The following is a 17240-nucleotide window of genomic DNA, read 5'->3' as shown; positions in this document are numbered from 1 at the left end:
AGGTTCGATTGGACATGAGCGTGAACCAGGAAGGCAGCCAGGAAGCCATCCGCCGCCGCAGCTGGCGTGACATTGATCTGAGGGCAGTGGCGCCATTCGTTGCGCTGGCGTTGCTTCTCTTGGTCGGCGCGCTGGTCAATCCCAATTTCATCAGCATCACCAACCTCGCCAATGTCGCCACCCGAAGCGCCTTCATTGCGATCATCGCGGTTGGCGCGACCTTCGTGATTTCGTCCGGAGATCTCGACCTCTCCGTGGGCGCCATGGTCGCGTTCATCGCCAGCCTGATGATCCTGTTCATGAACTCCGGCGTCATTGCCGATCCGGTTCTCATGCTCCTGGCGGCAATCCTCTTTGCCATCGTCGCCGGTGCGCTTTGCGGCCTCACCAACGGCCTCATCACCACCGTCGGCAAGATCGAGCCCTTCATCGCGACACTCGGCACCATGGGCATCTATCGCGGGCTGACGACCTGGCTCTCGCAGGGCGGAGCGATCACGCTCAAGGAGCCTGAGCTGCAGGAAATGTACCGGCCAGCCTATTTCGGCACGATCGCCGGCGTGCCGGTTCCGATCGTCGTCATCCTTGCGGTGACTGCTGTTGCTGCCTTTGTCCTCTACCGCACGCGCTACGGTCGCCACGTCGTTGCTGTCGGTTCCAACCGCGACGTTGCCCGCTATTCGGGCATCTCCGTCAATCGCGTGCGCACCATCGCCTTCGTCATTCAAGGGCTCTGCGTTGCGGTCGCTGTTCTCCTCTATGTGCCGCGCCTCGGCTCGACCTCGGCCACGACGGGCATTTTGTGGGAGCTGCAGGCGATCACCGCCGTCGTCGTCGGCGGCACGGCGCTGAAGGGCGGCGCAGGGCGCGTCTGGGGCACGATCTGCGGCGCGTTCATCCTCGAGTTGGTCGGCAACATCATGCTGCTCTCCAACTTCATCAGCGAATATCTGATCGGTGCCATCCAGGGCGCGATCATCATCATTGCGATGCTCGTCCAGCGTTCGCTGGTGCGGAAGTCGTGAGACGGCCGGGCCTACAGGTCTCCCGGCCTTGAACAGGCTGACCTGAAATTTGGGAGGAACTTAATGCACAAGAAGCTATTCGGCCTGACCCTTGCCGCGATGACCGCCTTTGCCGGCGTGTCTCACGCGCAAGAGGAAAAGAAAGTAACCATCGGCGTCTCGATCCCGGCGGCCGACCATGGCTGGACGGCCGGCGTGGTGTTCCATGCCGAACGGGTCGCCAAGATCCTGATGGAGCGTAATCCCGGCCTGAACGTCATCGTCAAGACCTCACCCGATCCGGCAAGCCAGGCCAACGCCGTGCAGGATCTTGAGACGCAAGGCATCGACGCGCTCGTCATCCTGCCAACCGATCCGGATCCACTGGTCAACGCCATCAAGGAAGTGAAGGGCAAGGGGACCTTCGTCGCTCTCGTCGACCGTGCCCCGAGTGTCAACGACAACTCGGTGCGTGACCTCTACGTTGCCGGCAACAATCCGGCGCTTGGCCAGGTCGCTGGCGAGTACATCAAGGCAACGACGCCGGAAGCTGAAGTCGTCGTCATCCGCGGCCTGCCGATCCCGATCGACCAGCAGCGCCAGGACGGCTTCGACAAGGGCATCGAAGGCTCGAAGGTCAAGGTTCTCGACCGCCAGTACGGCAACTGGAACCGCGACGATGCCTTCAAGGTCATGCAGGACTACCTGACCAAGTACCCGAAGATCGATGTTGTCTGGTGCCAGGACGACGACATGGCCGTCGGCGTGCTGCAGGCGATCGAGCAGGCCAAGCGCACCGACATCCAGTATGTCGTCGCCGGCGCAGGCTCGAAGGAAATGATCAAGAAGGTCATGGACGGCGACAAGATGATCCCGGTCGACGTGCTCTATCCTCCGGCAATGGTCGGCACGGCGCTCGAAATGACCGTCGCCAACTTCTACGGCCAGGTTCCGGTGCGCGGCGTCTACACGATCGATGCAACGCTCGTGACCAAGGACAATGCGAAGGACTTCTACTTCCCGGATTCGCCGTTCTGATTAAGCTTTGATGTGATGACGGCCCGCGATTTGTGGGCCGTCATCAGGCTCGGCGAGGCTGAGAATACTGCCCCGCGGCCGGCCATCTTGCCGGCCTTTCAATTGCATTAGCATGCTGTTGAATCTCACTATGAATCGTCATAAAACCGTCACATAGCCGCCTGACCTTCCCTTGGCTTCCAGTCAGTTCAACATGAGAGCGATGATGCAAACACCCGCTGTGTCACGTCTGTCATCTGACGCGATAGCCGCTTCCGACGCAGAGCCGGTCGTCGTCGACCAGGCTGGTGCGATCTGCATTCGCAAGGAAAGCGGCGGGGACCGGTTCGAGGTGCTGCTCATTTGCGGCCGCACCACCGGGCTCTGGGGCATTCCCAAGGGGCACCTGGAGTATGGTGAAGACACCCCTGGCGCTGCCGTCCGGGAAGCGTTCGAAGAGGCCGGTGTTATCGGAACGGCGTTAAACGACGAAATCGGCGGCTACACCTACAGCAAGGTCGGCAAGACCGCCGTCTATCACGTCCAGGTTCACCTGATCGCCGTTGTGTCCATGGCGCCCGACTTTCCGGAAAAGGGCGCGCGCGCGATGCGCTGGGTGCCGGCATCCCTCGCGGCGTCGCTTGTCGGGCAGCCTGGCCTTAAAACGCTTCTCACCGAACGGCTGGGCGGGCTTGGAAACGATAGTCTCGCGAGTTGCGCCGATTAGTCACGTCCCTAAAGCCGGTCCCGCCTGCGACGCAGCTCGGCGGCGATCATGGCCTCGTCGCGCCGAAGACTGAGCTGTTGCGCGGCCGCCATGCCATCCTTCCACACCGACATTGCGCCGGCCTCCTTGCCCTCCAGCCAGAGCGATACGCCCGACCACAGCGCGAGTTGAGGCACGCCGATCGGAAAGGCTCGGGCATAACGTTTGAGTTCGCGTAGCGCTTGGGCCTCCCAGCGCGGCCATTCGTCGTAAGCGTGTGCGAGGCCGGCCTCGCGGCCCCGCAGGAAAACCTCGGCGGCGCCGGAGATGCCGACCAAAGTGCTGTGGGACGAAGGCCGGCGCATCAATTTGACCAGTTGCAAGGTTTCGGCGGCCGCCTGGACACTCTCCGCATGCCGCCCCGTGCGCGCGAGCGCCAGCGCCAGCGCACCCTTCGCCGAGATCTGCGCGGCCAGATCGACCGACCCGAGCATCGCTGAGCCGATCAGCCGGAGAATGTCGACGGCCTCGCGCGGCTGATCCGTGTGAAGCACGCACAACGCCTTGCACCGCAACGCCCAGATTTCCTGCTGGATATTGCCGGCATTCTGCGCGCGCGAGAGCAGGGCGGTCGCCGTTGGTTCGAGCGCGGCCTGCTCGCCACGGTAATAGAGCGACCAGAAGCGCATGCCCTGGGCATTGCACCACCGCAATTGGTCGCCGGCTCGAAGGCAGAACTGCTGGCCCTGTTCCAGCCTTGCGTCCACCCCCGCCCATTCTCCGCGCCCGAGCTGCCAGAGCGCGTCGAGATTGCAGACATGCGCATGGATCGCGGTGTCTGAAAGCTCGGTCGCGATCCGCTCCGCCCTTTCCATGAAATAGCGGCACCCGGAGCGCCAGCCCATCATCCCGAAGCCGCAGCCGAGCTGCGAGGCGGCGACGGCCATTTCGATCGTCCGTCCGGTCCGTTCGGCGCGCGCCACCGCGCCAACGAGATTGCACATTCCACGGGTGAAGCGCAGCTCGAAGTAGTCAACCAGCGCTGCCTGGTTCAGGCACCGCGCCATTTCCCTCTCCCAGGACAGCCGGTCCTCGCGGCGGGCAAGCTTCGCTGTTTCCGGCAGCATCTGCTGCGCCGCAAGCCGCAAGCTGCGCGCGGCAAGCCGTACCAGCGTCGCAGACGAAGAGACGGGAACCGGTTGGCCGGCCGCTTTCAGCGCATTCCTGACGGCAATGCCCTGCGCGTGAATGTCGCCGCGACTGTAGTGCGCTTCGGCAAGTTTGCGCCGCCAGCGAACCGCCTGCAGTCGCTGTTCGGGCGTCCAGTCCTGCGGCTTCGGCTCGTGCGCCATGCAAATGCCGAGAAAGAACTCGACCTCGCGGAAGGCGCCGACCTGCAAAGCCCTCGCGGCCGCCAGGTCCGCGTATTTCACGACCTTCTCCTTGTTGTCCGCCGCCTCGAAATGCTGAACGAGAACCGCCAGATCTCCACCCATTGCTTCAATGCGGCTGCGCTCCAGCCAGTGGGCGAGCGATGCGTGGAGGCGGCTGCGCAGGTCGCCCGGCATCGATCCGTAGACCACATCGCGCGTCTGGTCGTGACGGAATTCGTAGCTTCCGGCTTGGCCGAGCCGGCGCACCAGATGGGCATCGACCAGCCTTTCGACGGCGGAGCCGAGCCCTTCCGCATTCAGCTCTTCTTTCAGCAATGCCTCCAGCTCGGCAAAGGTGAACGAGCGTCCGATGACGGCCGCGGCTTTGATCACGTCCTGCGATGTCGAATCGAGGCGATCCACTCGCTCTCGGATGACGCGCTCGACTCCCTCGAAATACTGGAGGTCCTCAAGGGGGCGGATCGAGCGCCAGAGGCCATCGCGCACGGCGATCAAGCCTTCGCTCTTCAGCGTCAGCGCGATCTCCTCGGCAAAGAAGGGATTGCCTCCGGCAAGGGCGGCGACCCTGCGCGCGAGTTCCTGTTGTGGCGGAACCTCGCCAAGAGTGCGCGAAACGAGTTCGCAAACAGTGCCGTCGTCGAGCTCTTCGAGTTCGAGGATGCGGTAGCGCCGTGCCGGCTCCTCTGTCTCGGTCCCGGCTTCGCCTGCCGCCTCGACCCGTCGTCGCAATTGCTTCAGATCCTCGGGCACCTCTTCGGAGCGCACGCAGAGCACGAGCAGCAGCGAAGGCACAGAACCGAGCACCCATTCGACCAGCCGCCAGGAGGCGGAATCCAGCCACTGGCTGTCTTCGAGTACGAGGGCGAACGGCCGTGGCGCCAAGACGCCGAGGATATCGCCGAGGAGGCGCATGGTCGCATCGGCGCGGTGGGCACCTTCCAGGTGGCGCGTTCCCTCGTTCTGCTCAATCTCGATCGCCAGCAGGTCGTTAAGAAGGGGCAGGCGGTCTGCGATCCACGGCGCCGTGCGGATGCGCGCGGTAATGCTTTCGAGCAGGACGAGGCCATCGCTTTCGGCGGGCAATCCCAAAAGCGTTTCAAGAACGCGTCGCCAGGCCAGAAGCGAGCTTCGCCGGTCGTCCCGTTCGGCGAGCGTCACGGCAATCGCCACTCCCGCGGCGTGAAGATTGTCGGTAAAGGTGGCAGCCAGCCTGCTCTTGCCGATGCCGGGTTCGCCCAGGATGACGACAAGACGGCTCGAACCGCCGCGCGTCTCCTCGAAAGCATGCTGCAGGAAAGCGAGTTCCCGCTCTCGGCCAATCAGCGTTGCCGCAGACAGGGCCCGCGACTTCGGCTCAAGAGGACGAAAGACCGGCGCCACGTCGCCAAGTCCCGCCAGCTGGACGGTTCCGCGTTGCTCGAAATCGAAGGACGCCCGGCTTGCCCTTTCGGTCGGCGCATCGCACAGCACATCATTGGAGACGGTCGTGACGAGGCGCGCGGCGCGATTGACCGGCGTGCCGAGAACCATCAGCTGTCGGCGGCGCGTGCTGCCGACGACTCGAAACAGGGCCTCGCCCGTCGCCACGCCGACCGAGACGGCAAGCCCCATCTCCGTGATATGGCGACCGATGGCGCGGGCGGCATCCACGGCGCGGGCCGGGTCGTCGCGGTGAAACGTCCCGCGTGTCCCGAAAGCGCAGAGATAAACGAGCCCCTTGTCGTCGAAGAGGAGTTCGCCCGGAGGGCCGCCGTAGCGGTGCGAAATCGCCTGAAGCGTTGCGCAGAGGTTCTGGTGTCGGACGAGCGCTTGGGCATCTTGGTGTTGCAGACCGACTATCCGGACGAAAATGACGGACACTGGTCTGATCTCCGCAAGCGTGTCCAGCCGTGCATCGCGATGGACATTGCCTTCGGCTAAGGCGTTGGGGGATGCGGGCTCGATGCCCATAATCGTCGGCGAGGGGCCAAGCAACTCTTGAAGCTGCATCGGCAGGAATGCGACGAGCCATTCGTGCGCGATGTGCGGATGCGCTGGAGCGGCGACGGGCGCGCGCGCATTTGCCTCGCCATCGGTCAGGGCATTTGCCGCCTCTGGTGACAGAACGACTTCCCAGCGATGGGCAAGTGTCTGCGCACTTGCGGCCTGAACGACGGCATCGCCCCCAGCCACAAGGTTCCAGACCGGCTGGCCGCCGATGGCGGCCGCCCAGAGCCGCCCGGCGCCGATGCCGATATGTAGGGTAGGTCCGATTTCGCCTGCACCCGGATTTCGCTGCTCGCGGCTCTCCTTGCAGATCGCTTCGGCGCACTCGGCCGCACTCTTGACCGCGCGCGCCAGACCCGTTTCGTCGGCGGGCCAATAGGCCAGAAGCGAGTCACCCGCAAAGAGGAGGACTTCGCCGCCCCGGTCGCAGACATGGTCGGCGCAGCGCGCGTAGGAAATACCGAGCAGCTTCGGGATCTGCACCAGCCCTTCCTTGCCGCGCCGCGCCAGTTGCTCGACGAGGGCCGTATAGCGCGAGACGTCGACAAAGATCACGGCGGCCGGAAACTCTACCGCCGACGGCCGCTCTCCGTGAGAGCCGTAAAGCCGGCCAAGCAAGTTCAGCGGCAAAAACCCTTCGAGCGATTTTGCGATCGTCTCCATGTTTCCTTCGCGCGGTGATTGATCACGAAATGCGCGAAACAGGGGCCATCTTCGCGCAGAAGTGCATTTATCCCTCGCCGATTTGCTGACTCTCGCATATTATTTAGCAATCGCTAAGAGGGCTGGCCGACTTCGTTCGATCGGCTTTGGCAGAAACCGCGCAGGTTTCGGATTTTTGCATTCTTCCCGGATGTCGATGCCCCCTGTTGGGGGTCACCGAAAGACATGAGCCATCGCGGCTCGCACACCGAGTTCAGGCGTCAGACGCATCTTATGGAGAGCGTTATGTCCGATTGGAGCTACGGATACCCGCACCGTGCCCGAGACCGGCGTCCCGGAGGCGACCATGGCCAGCATTGACTTCGACAACACCTCGCACGCCGCGTGGATTTCCCAGGGTTTCGAAAGGCTGGTCGACCGGGTTCGGAAGACGCCGGCGGCGCTCCACTTTGATGTTCTGGTCGTCGGCAGTGGCTATGGCGGCGCAATCACTGCCGCCACCATGGCCGGCCGCACGAAGGGAGGCGCTCCGATCAAGGTCGGGGTGCTCGAGCGGGGCAAGGAGTATCTGCCGGGCGCGTTTCCAACAGGTCTTGCCGAACTGCCTCGCCATATCCGCCGCGATCGCAACAAGGAAGGGCTGGTCGACGTGCGGATCGGCCCGGAGGTCGTCACGGTGGTCGCAAACGGTGTCGGCGGCGGTTCGCTGATCAATGCCGGCGTCATGGAAGTTCCCGACGAGAGCGTGTTTCACACGCGCTGGCCCGACGACCTCAAGGACCTGACGACCTGGCGGCAGTATTATGATCGTGCGGGCGAGCTTCTGGGCGGCACCGCAAACGGCGTCCCGAACAGCATCTCGAAACATCCTGACGGCATTCCCCAGAAACACAAGTCCTTCCGCAGCATCGCGTCGACGGGTTTTCGCGAGGCAGCGATTACGGTCGCGATGACCGACACGGTGAGCTCGGGAAATGTCAGGCTCAATAAATGCGTGCGCTGCGGCGACTGCGCGACGGGCTGTAATTTCGGCGCAAAGAACTCGCTCGACGTCAACCTGCTCGTGACGGCGCTGCGCAACGAGGCAGAGATCTTCAGCGGCGCGACCGTGCTCAGCGTCAAGCCGGACGGCGGCAACTGGATCGTCGATTGCGTCTACACCGACGCGGCCCTGCGCGCACGCGACGGCGACGTGCTGCAGGTGCGCGCAGGCAAGGTCGTGCTGGCGGCGGGCACGCTCGGCTCGTTCGAAATCCTGAAGCGCTCACAGGCCAAAGGCCTCAGCCTCTCGGTGCATTTTGGCAACCATTGCTCGACCAATGGCGACATGCTGGTGACCGATTATGCCACGTCAAATCCGGTCAATACCGTCTCGGACGAGGCCGTGCAGCCCTCCAAGCGTGCGATCGGTCCCACGATCACCGGCGTGCTCGATCTTCGAAAAACGGCAGGTGTTCTGATCGAGGAACTCTCCGTTCCAGCTGGCCTGCGCCTCGCCTTCACCGAGATCTTTGCAACGCTCAACACGCTTCACGGGCTCGACCGGTTCGACTGGTCGACGCATACGCGGGGCTTCCCGGACGATGACGCCTATGTGGCGCCGACCGCCAGGATCGAACATTCCGCCGTCTATGCCGTCATGGCCGATGACGGCGCCGCCGGTCGTATGGAACTGGATGAAACGGCTTCCGACAGCGATGATGGCGCTGCGCGGATGCGCTGGGACGATCTGCCGTCCCTGCCGGTCTTCGACACCGAGGTTGAGGCGCTGGCACGGCTGGCGAAGAATACGGGCGGGCGCGTCATCGCCAATCCCGTCTGGAAGCTCCTGCCGGCCAGCCTGAACTGGCTGCTGCAAAACAAGCGCGGTCCGCTCACGACCGTGCATCCGCTCGGTGGCTGCGTGATGGGCAACACCGGCGCGACGGGCGTCGTCGATCATTTGGGGCGTGTTTTCAAATCGGAGCTCCCGAACGACTTCCATAATGGCCTCGTGGTCCTCGACGGCTCGATTATCCCGACGGCGCTTGGCACCAATCCGGCGCTCACCATAGCGGCAGTGGCCCTGCGCGCCTCGGAGACACTCGCGGCCGCCTGGAATTATGTCGCCCCAGCCCCTGCTGCGCCCGGCCTAGCTTTGGCCCGCCCGGTGTTTCGTGAAACCGATGCCGCTGCATCTGCCCCTGATACCGATGCCGAGATCATCGAGCGCCTTGCCGGCCGGGTCAGGTTTTCAGCGCCCGGGACGGCCTCTGAAACGAGAGTTGTCGAGCTCACACTGCGTTTCGAGCCGAAGGCGCTGGCCGATTTGGCGCCAAGCAATGGTGGCGATGGAACCCTTGAGGTCGCGACCGACGCCTCCGTGCCGTTGGCCCGTAGCATGATCCGAATTTTTCCGGCGGATCAGTGGGACAATCTCCATCAGACATGGGCGCCCGCCGGTCTGATGGAGCAGAAGCTCCAGGCGATCGCCGTCTTTACGGCGCCCCTGACCGGCAGCCTGCGGGTCCTCGAGCGCCAGTCGACGTGGGTCGGCGGCAGGATCTGGCGTGCCGGCAAGGCATGGGTGCTCAACCGAGGCCTGCGCGACAGCTATCAGGCGATCGTCGACGGCGACGGTGGGCCCGGCTTCTTTGAGCGCGTCCGCTCAGGTCTTGCCATCGCCAGCCGGTCCGGCGAGATCCGCGCCTTCGTCTATGATCTGAAGGTCGGCGCGCCGGACCCGATCACCGGTGGCATCTCGCTTGCGGGCGATCGTATCGTCGGCACCAAGCGCTTCACCTATGATCGGCGTTCCAATCCCTGGCGTCAGCTCATGGAAGTCGCGCTGGAGCAATTTCCGGGGTTGGAGGCAGCGTCCGGCGGGCGCGTGCTGACGCTCGACCTCGACTATCTCGCCCGTATTGGCGTGCCGCTCGTGCGCATCACGGAACAGCGCGACGGCGTCGCCGCGATCGGAGCGCTCCTGACTTTCCTCGGGTATTTTCTCCGGCTGCTTTTGGGAATGCATATCTGGAGTTTCCGTGCACCCGATAAAGACAAGGACCCGGCAAACGACGCGGTGGATTTCCGCCCGCCGGCGCAGTTGAAGATCAAGGGCGGCGGCACGGTCGCGGCGCAACGACAGACGCTCGTCGTCGGAACGAGCAAGCCTCAACTCGGCGGCCCGCCGGTTGTCGGGAAAGTACTGCTAACCCGCTATCCCTATCCGGGCACGACGAAGCGGCCGCTGGTGATGATCCACGGATACAGCGCCGGCGGGACGACCTTTGCCCACCACGCCGTCAATCCCAACTTCGCCAGCCATTTCTGGAAGACGGGGCGTGATGTCTGGATCGCCGACCTGAGAACCAGCCCGGCGCACCCGACCGCAAGTGCGGCCTGGAGCTTCGACGAAATCGGCAAGGAAGACGTGCCCTTGGTGTTGCGGACGATCGCCACACAGACCGGTGTGCCGAAACTCGACGTCATCGCCCATTGCATGGGCACGATGGTTTTCAGCATCGCCACACTGGAGGGTAAGATCCAGGACCTCGTCGACCGGGTGGCCTTCACGCAGGTCGGTCCGCTGGTGGTCTTTACGCCTGCCAACATCTTCCGCGCCTATGCGGTGCGTTACCTTCTCGGCTTCCTGCCCGACAGCTACAGCTTCAATCCGGATAAGCCGACGCTCGCCGATGACCTTTGGGACCGCGTGCTTTCGACGCTTCCTTACCCGGTCGAGGAGTTCGACGTGGAAAATCCGATCTGGCCATGGAAGCGGACGCCGTGGACAAGAACCCGGCACCGGATGGACGCGCTCTACGGACGCGACTTCAACGTCGCCAACATGGAGCCTGAAATGCTGCGCTTCATCAACGAGCATTTCGGCGCGCTCAGCCTCAATACGGTCTCCACGACGGTGCATTTCGTCCGTAATGCCATGCTCACCGACTTCCGGGGGCAAAACCGACTGGTGTCACGAGAAGTCCTGCAGGATAAGTGGAAGTTCCCCACCTTCAGCGTCCATGGATCGGGCAACGGTCTCACGGATCCTGCCACCGTCGACCGCATGCGCCGCGTCTTCGACGATGCAGGTCGTGTCTACCTGGAACCCTATCTCAACCCTGGCGCCGGTCACCAGGACGCCCTTATCGGGACGACCCGGCATGCGACCTTGCAGAAGATCGAAGCTTTCCTCGACCAGAACATCCAACGCCAGCCTGTGGCCGCAGACACCGAGATGACGGCCTACCCGCCCTGGATCGGGCCGATCATTACCGAGGAGAACGGCGAGCTGACCATTCGCCTTGGCACGCTGCCGTCGATCCGCCAGACCGAGGGCGTGATCATGCTGCGCGTGCTGGTAAACGGCGACGACATCCAGCGCCCGGATGGCCAGCCCTGGGATCTGCCTTACATCGTCAGCCACATGATGGTCTACTGGTCCCCGGCGTTGCGCGACAACCACTGGGATGCGTTCAAGGCGCCGCTCCCGACATCGATGCCGGGGTATGATCCGAACTTCCCGGGAAACGCGTTGCTCGTCTTGCTTGCCTACGCGGAAGACAAGCTTCTGCCGCCGTTCATTGAGGAGACATACTACGCGCTCGCCAAGAATGGCGTCGTCTATCGGGCGCTGCTTCGCGAGTCGAACGAGAACCCGGAGAGGGTGCTGGAGATACTTCCCTATCAGCGTTTCGAGCGGATCTCGCAGGCCGCCTCGCGGATGATGGATGCGCCGCAGCCCGACATCAATCCGGGCAAGGCTGTGAAATTTTCGCCGAACCGCCTCGTCTACAAGGACACGACCCCGACGACCAACCTGACGGTCGGCGCCGCTCCGCAGACGGCGACGCCTGCAAGTTCCTCGATGAACCTCAACTTCCTTATGGGAGCGTCGGTTCTGGAAAATCTGGTCGAGCAGGACCGGGCAATGATGGACGGCGTTATACCCTACGATTCCCCGCTCGCTCCTCCTGTTCAGCCTTCGCCCGCCGGCACCAGCTTCATCCTGGCTTCGTGCCAGTACCCGGCCGGGTTCATCGACAGGAAGGTTGCCTATCGCTCCTATGCCGAGGTCGCTGACAGAATAGGGGCGGGGGTGGGTATCCAGCCGAAGTTCGCGCTCCTCGTCGGCGATCAGGTCTATGTGGATCCGACCGCAGGGCTCTACGATCCGGCCGCGAGCGATGACAGGTATCGCCTCCCTTACGAAGCTTGGTTGCAGGAACGCAGCGTGCGCGAGGTCCTGCGCCGCATACCATCGTTCATGCTGCTCGACGACCATGAGATCGACGACAACTGGGAGCCGCTCGCCTCTCCGAACGATATCGATACGAATGCCAAGCTGAAGAAGGAGGGTTTCGCGGCCTTCGAGAAATACCAGCGTGGAGTGGATCCCAAGCTGAAGACGTTCGACTACGAGGGCTTCCATTTCTTCCTGCTCGACACGCGCAGCGAAAGGACGCACCGCAAGATCGGCGCCGGGCTTGCCAATGCGACCCTGTTCAAGACGGGCGTCGGCGAGACGATGAGCGACCTGGAGACGTGGCTTTTAAAAAATGGCCCGAAGTTCATAGCGTCGCCATCGATGTTTCTCCCGCGTCATCGCCGGGCGATCCAGCGCGATGCCAGCCTCAGCCCGGACAACCTGAGTGCGCTGCGTTCCGATGGCTGGGATGGCTATCCGAACAGTCTGCGTGATGTTCTCGGCGCCATCGCCGCCGGAAAGATCAAGCATGTCGTGCTCCTCTCCGGTGATGAACACCGGGGCTGCATTGCAACGGCGCTTCTGACGGAAATGGACGGTACGCCGATCACGACCGTGCATTCGATCCACACCGCGGCAATGTATGCGCCTTATCCTTTTGCAAACGGGATCGACCAGGATATCGTCGAGCAGGAGACGTTCGAGTTCGACTACAAGGCCAAGCGCTATCACTGCATCGTCGACGCGACCCGGCCGGCTCCCGGCGACGGTGCGACTTTTCTCCACGTCCGGCAGGATGGCGCCGATTGGAAGCTCGACTGCGAATATGCGGGGACTGTGCAGACGCTCACGCTCTGATCCCATCTCCTGGCGCGTTACTGGTTCAAATCCTTACGGGAAGGCTCGAGCGGGCCCGTTCACGAGGACGTGTCCGGGTGATCCCCCATGCCGTTTTGTCGCCCGATGCCGTCGCTTGACAGTCGGTTCAAAATAAACTTAACATGTTAATGGATTGAAGCTTTCCGATGAGGAGCAAAGGAAAGTTTCAAGCGACCGGGGAGATCTGCCCGCCGGATAACCTTCATGGGCCGTGAAGGATCAGGTGCGTGCATGCGATGTTCGCCGCGCGTGAATGTGGGGTCGACAGGGAGGAACCTATGAAACTGAGCAGACGGAATTTGATGAAGACCGGCGGCGCTCTGCTTGCAGCGCCCTTCGTTCTGAAAATCGGTGCGGCGCGCGCCCAGGAAACAGTCACGCTGAAGCTGCACCATTTCCTGCCGCCGGCATCCAACGTTCATCAGCGGCTGTTGACGCCATGGGCGAAATTGCTGGCAGAACAAAGCGGCGGTGCGCTGAAGGTCGACATCTTCCCGGCCATGCAACTCGGCGGAAAGCCGCCGCAGCTCTACGATCAGGCGTCGAACGGCGTCGTCGATATCGTCTGGACCTTGCCCGGCAACACGCCCGGACGTTTCCCGTCCACGGAAGTGTTCGAACTGCCATTCGTCGCCGCCAAGGAGGCGACCGTCAACGCGCAAGCCTGCCAGGAATATGGCCAGACGCACGTACTGAAGGAAACTGGCGATACCCAGCTCTTGTGCTTCTGGGCGCATGATCAGGGCCTGATCCACACCAATAAGGAAGTGAAGACCGGAGCGGACCTCGCCGGGCTGAAGCTTCGCAATCCGACGCGCCTTGCCGGTGAGGCGCTGGCGGCACTGGGGGCGACGCCGGTCGGCATGCCCATTCCGCAGGTGCCCGAAGCACTGGCCCAGCGGTCGATCGACGGCTGCGTGCTCCCTTGGGAAGTGGTTCCCTCGATCAAGGTGAACGAGCTCACCAAGTTCCATACCGAAATCCCGGGCTCGCCGACGCTCTATACCGCAACCTTCTTCCTGGCGATGAACAAGGGCAAGTATGACGGGTTGCCGGCCGACCTCAAGGCCGTGCTGGACGCCAACAGCGGCATGGCCTTCGCCAAGAAGGCCGGCGAGATGTGGGACAGCGTCGGTGCCGAAGTGCGCGCGGCAATCGAGACATCCGGAGAAGGAACAATCAGCACGATCAGCGAGGACGAAAAGGCGAAGTGGGTGGAGGCAACCAGACCCGTCCACGACAAGTGGATCGAGGACATGAAGGCCAAGGACCTCGACGGCAAGGCGCTGATCGCCACGGCGCAGGCGCTTGTGCAGAAATATTCGGGCGCCTGAGCGCACTGCCGGCCGTACTCGCCTGAACGTGGCGCCTGAACGCGCCGCTGCATGAACCAACAGCTCGAGGCCTCAACAATGGAAGACGTAGGATACGAGGACGCGGTGAGAGTGCCGCGCCGCAGGGAAGTCGAACGCCTCGCGGCCGGTTTGGCACTGATCGGCGGCACGCTTCTTTGCCTTGCGGCGGGATTGGTCACCGTCAGCGTGCTGGGCCGATGGCTGTTCAATCGGCCGGTGCCGGCCGACTACGAGCTAGTGGAGGTGGCGGTCGGCGTCGCCGCCTTCTCCTTTCTCGCATACACACAGGCCCGCAACGGCCATATTGCCGTCGATACCTTCACGTTGGCTCTCCCCGCACGCGTCACGCGGGTCATCGACGGCCTTTGGGACCTGCTTTTGGCCGGCTGCCTGGCGTTTTTTGCCTGGGGTCTGTTTACCGGTGGCCTGGAGGCGAGGGGATACGGGACGACGCTGATCCAGCTGCCCTGGCCGATCTGGCCAGTCTATCTGACCTGTGCGGCGCTGGCGGCGCTCGCAGCCGTCATCGGAGTTTCCGTTTCCCTCTTGAAAATCGGAGGCGGCCGATGAGTGGTTTTGCCATTGCCTTCGTCGGATTCGCAGCCATGCTGCTCTTGATCGCCATCCGGATGCCGATCGCCCTTGCCATGCTTGCGGTGGGCGCTGCCGGTTATGCCTATCTCTCTGGCCCGCATGCGCTGGTCTACTATCTGCAGACCAACACCTACAGCCAGTTTGCCAGCTACACGCTTTCGGTCATACCGCTCTTCATCCTGATGGGCGCGCTTGCCGAGCAATCGGGCATCGCCGCAACGCTCTTTCGCGTCGCCGAGCGAGGCTTCGGACGGTTCAAGGGCGGAATGCCAATGGCGGTCATCGCCGCCTGCACCGGATTCGGCGCGATCTGCGGCTCGTCGGTCGCAACCACGGCGACCTTCGGGCGTGCGGCCCTGCCGGAACTGCGCCGGGCGCGCGTCGATGTCGGTCTTGGCACCGGGACGATTGCCGCTGGTGGCACGCTCGGCATCCTCATTCCCCCATCCGTCATCCTGGTGATCTATGCGATCACCGCCGAGCAGAACATCGCCAAGCTGTTTCAGGCCGCCCTGGTGCCGGGGCTGCTGGCGGCCGCCTTCTATCTGATCGCGATCGCCGTCGTCGTCCGGCGCAAACCCGATCTCGCGCCGCCGGTCACAGCGACCGAGGCGGTTCGAACCCCCCGTCCTTTCTGGGCGAGGCCCGTAGGGCTGATCATCTTTGCCGGTGGCGCGATCGGCTGGCTGCTCGGCTCGCTCGGGACGGTAGGGGGCGTATTGCTGGCGATATTCGGCCTGCTGCTGCTGGCTGCGGACTTTGCGATCGTGCCCGCGGCGGCGGTTGCCGTCACGGTGGTCGGCGGCATCTATGGCGAAGTGTTCACACCGACGGAAGGTGCCGCGGTGGGTGCCGCCGTAACGCTGCTGGTGGGGCTGCTGCAACGGACCCTGAGCCTTGGCGCCCTGAAAAACGCGCTGCTGCAGACGGCTGAAACGAGCGGGATGATCTTCCTGATCCTGCTCGGCGCCGAGGTCTTTGGCGCGTTTCTGGCGCTAACGCAGATGCCGGCGACGCTGGCCTCAATGGTCGGACAGTCGGGCCTGCCGCCCTATGTCGTCATCTGCGGCATGCTCGTCACCTATTTGGTGCTCGGCGCCGTCATGGATGAACTGGCGATGATCCTGCTGACATTGCCGGTCTTCATTCCGATCATCCTGACGCTGGACTTGGGCATGCCGACCGAGGACGTTGCCATCTGGTTCGGCATTCTCGTGCTCATCGTCGTCGGCATCGGTCTTTCCGCCCCGCCGATCGGCCTCAACGTCTTCATCATCAACAAGCTGGCGACCGACGTTCCGATCGTTGAGACCTATCGTGGCGTCATGCCCTTCGTCATTGCCGACCTCATCCGATTGGCGATCATCACGCTGTCGCCCGGCGTCGCTTTGGCACTGGTCCGGCTGTTGAATTGAGAGGAAGCAGACAGGAGCACACCCTCCGCCTTGGGCAGCGCGCTTACAAATCCTTCCAGCTGTGGAACATGGCGGCCTGGCCGGCATGTTCGCCGTTGGCGCGCACCAATTGCCAGACGATGGCGTTCTCGATCCAGAAGCGGCGTCCGGATTTGGCGATCCGAAGGCCGCGATAGCTGTCGATGAAGCCCTTGGTGGAGACGCTGTCTAAAAGACGCTGCCGTTCCTCGCGGTTCGGCGCCTCGGCCGAGAGGCGCGACGGCATGCCGATGAACTCCTGCCAACTGTAGCCGAAGCAGGCCTGGGCGGTTTTGTTCGCGTAGAAGAAACGCGGGTCCTCCGACCGGTCGTGCGCCAAAAGCGCAAAGGGTGCGCTCTCGTAGAGCCAGCGGCCGTCGATCGGATGGTCGACCAGCTCTTTGCCGGTCACCTGGCGGTAACTTGCAACGATCAGGGCGAAGGCGTCATCGGCATCATATTCGGTTGTCATCGCCCTTCGACTCCATGGCCCAGGGTAGGGGCGTCAGGCGTTCAAGGACGGAATGAACTTCCCGTCATAACGCACGCGGAAATTCCGGCGTTGCGCATCTTCCTGGAAGCAGACGAAGACCAGTTCGAGGTCATTCGCGCTGCTGCGCCTTCCAAGCAGGCTGAGCGTGATGACGACCACGCCGCCATAGGTGCGGGTCAGGGCGATCGCTGCCCTTCGAATTTCGTTGGTGCCGGCGTCGTCCCGCTCTTCGCGGCGCTCATAGACCTGCCAGAAGGGCGAAGCTTCCCAGGCCGCGCGCAGCGCCTCGGTGATCTGGTCCTTGAACTCCTCGACGGATCTGCCCTTGCTCCACGAGACGGTCTTTTCGGTGTAGTCGGCAAAAATGTCGAGATAGCCGTCATAGTCGTTCGCATCGGAGAAACAACGCTCGATCATCCCGAGCGCCATTTCATCGGAAATTCCTGCCTTGAAGTATATCGTCATCGAATCGCCAACCCTGCCTTGAACGCCTATCTAGTCAAAGCGCCAAGGATGTATCTAGTC

General features: G+C 63.1%; 10 protein-coding genes. 7 read left to right on the top strand and 3 right to left on the bottom strand.

Going from position 1 to position 17240, the window contains the following annotated elements:
* The first annotated feature begins 14 nt into the window (after positions 1 to 14).
* From IB272_RS13880 to IB272_RS13870, 3 genes are all read left to right on the top strand, one after another.
* Complete coding sequence (locus IB272_RS13880) at positions 15 to 1025, top strand: ABC transporter permease (protein WP_034798144.1); 1011 nt, start codon at positions 15 to 17, stop codon at positions 1023 to 1025.
* A gap of 63 nt (positions 1026 to 1088) precedes the next feature.
* The gene (locus IB272_RS13875; RefSeq protein WP_034798145.1) at positions 1089 to 2042 is read left to right on the top strand and encodes a substrate-binding domain-containing protein; all 954 of its coding nucleotides are present in this window, start codon (positions 1089 to 1091) and stop codon (positions 2040 to 2042) included.
* 205 nt (positions 2043 to 2247) lie between these two features.
* Positions 2248 to 2748, top strand: coding sequence for an NUDIX hydrolase (locus IB272_RS13870; protein WP_060530503.1), 501 nt, complete (start codon positions 2248 to 2250; stop codon positions 2746 to 2748).
* Between the two features lie 8 nt (positions 2749 to 2756).
* Here the strand turns inward: IB272_RS13870 and IB272_RS13865 are convergent, their stop codons facing one another.
* Positions 2757 to 6770, bottom strand: a complete 4014-nt coding sequence (locus IB272_RS13865; RefSeq protein WP_192444471.1) for an adenylate/guanylate cyclase domain-containing protein — start codon at positions 6768 to 6770, stop codon at positions 2757 to 2759.
* A gap of 346 nt (positions 6771 to 7116) precedes the next feature.
* Between IB272_RS13865 and IB272_RS13860 the strand changes: the two genes are divergently transcribed.
* From IB272_RS13860 to IB272_RS13845, 4 genes are all read left to right on the top strand, one after another.
* On the top strand, positions 7117 to 12819 hold the full coding sequence (locus IB272_RS13860; RefSeq protein ID WP_192444470.1) for an alpha/beta fold hydrolase: 5703 nt from the start codon (positions 7117 to 7119) through the stop codon (positions 12817 to 12819).
* Positions 12820 to 13118: 299 nt separating this feature from the next.
* The gene (locus tag IB272_RS13855; RefSeq protein ID WP_060530500.1) at positions 13119 to 14174 is read left to right on the top strand and encodes a TRAP transporter substrate-binding protein; all 1056 of its coding nucleotides are present in this window, start codon (positions 13119 to 13121) and stop codon (positions 14172 to 14174) included.
* Positions 14175 to 14252: 78 nt separating this feature from the next.
* A complete protein-coding gene (locus IB272_RS13850; RefSeq protein ID WP_162253370.1) occupies positions 14253 to 14765 on the top strand; it encodes a TRAP transporter small permease in 513 nt (170 codons plus the stop codon).
* Positions 14762 to 16204, top strand: a complete 1443-nt coding sequence (locus IB272_RS13845; protein WP_060581410.1) for a TRAP transporter large permease — start codon at positions 14762 to 14764, stop codon at positions 16202 to 16204. Before IB272_RS13850 ends, IB272_RS13845 begins: the two co-directional genes overlap by 4 nt.
* A gap of 43 nt (positions 16205 to 16247) precedes the next feature.
* On the opposite strand, the gene IB272_RS13840 is transcribed toward IB272_RS13845, so the two are convergent.
* Positions 16248 to 16694: an MEKHLA domain-containing protein gene (locus IB272_RS13840; RefSeq protein ID WP_192444469.1), complete on the bottom strand. Its 447-nt coding sequence runs from the start codon at positions 16692 to 16694 to the stop codon at positions 16248 to 16250.
* Positions 16695 to 16727: 33 nt separating this feature from the next.
* The gene (locus IB272_RS13835) at positions 16728 to 17180 is read right to left on the bottom strand and encodes a hypothetical protein (RefSeq protein WP_034798155.1); all 453 of its coding nucleotides are present in this window, start codon (positions 17178 to 17180) and stop codon (positions 16728 to 16730) included.
* Between the last annotated feature and the right edge of the window lie 60 nt (positions 17181 to 17240).

The sequence above is a fragment of the Ensifer sp. ENS08 genome (assembly GCF_014852195.1).
GTDB lineage: Bacteria > Pseudomonadota > Alphaproteobacteria > Rhizobiales > Rhizobiaceae > Ensifer > Ensifer adhaerens.
Note: the sequence above shows the minus strand (reverse complement) of the source record. Positions and strands in the feature narration are given on the sequence as shown.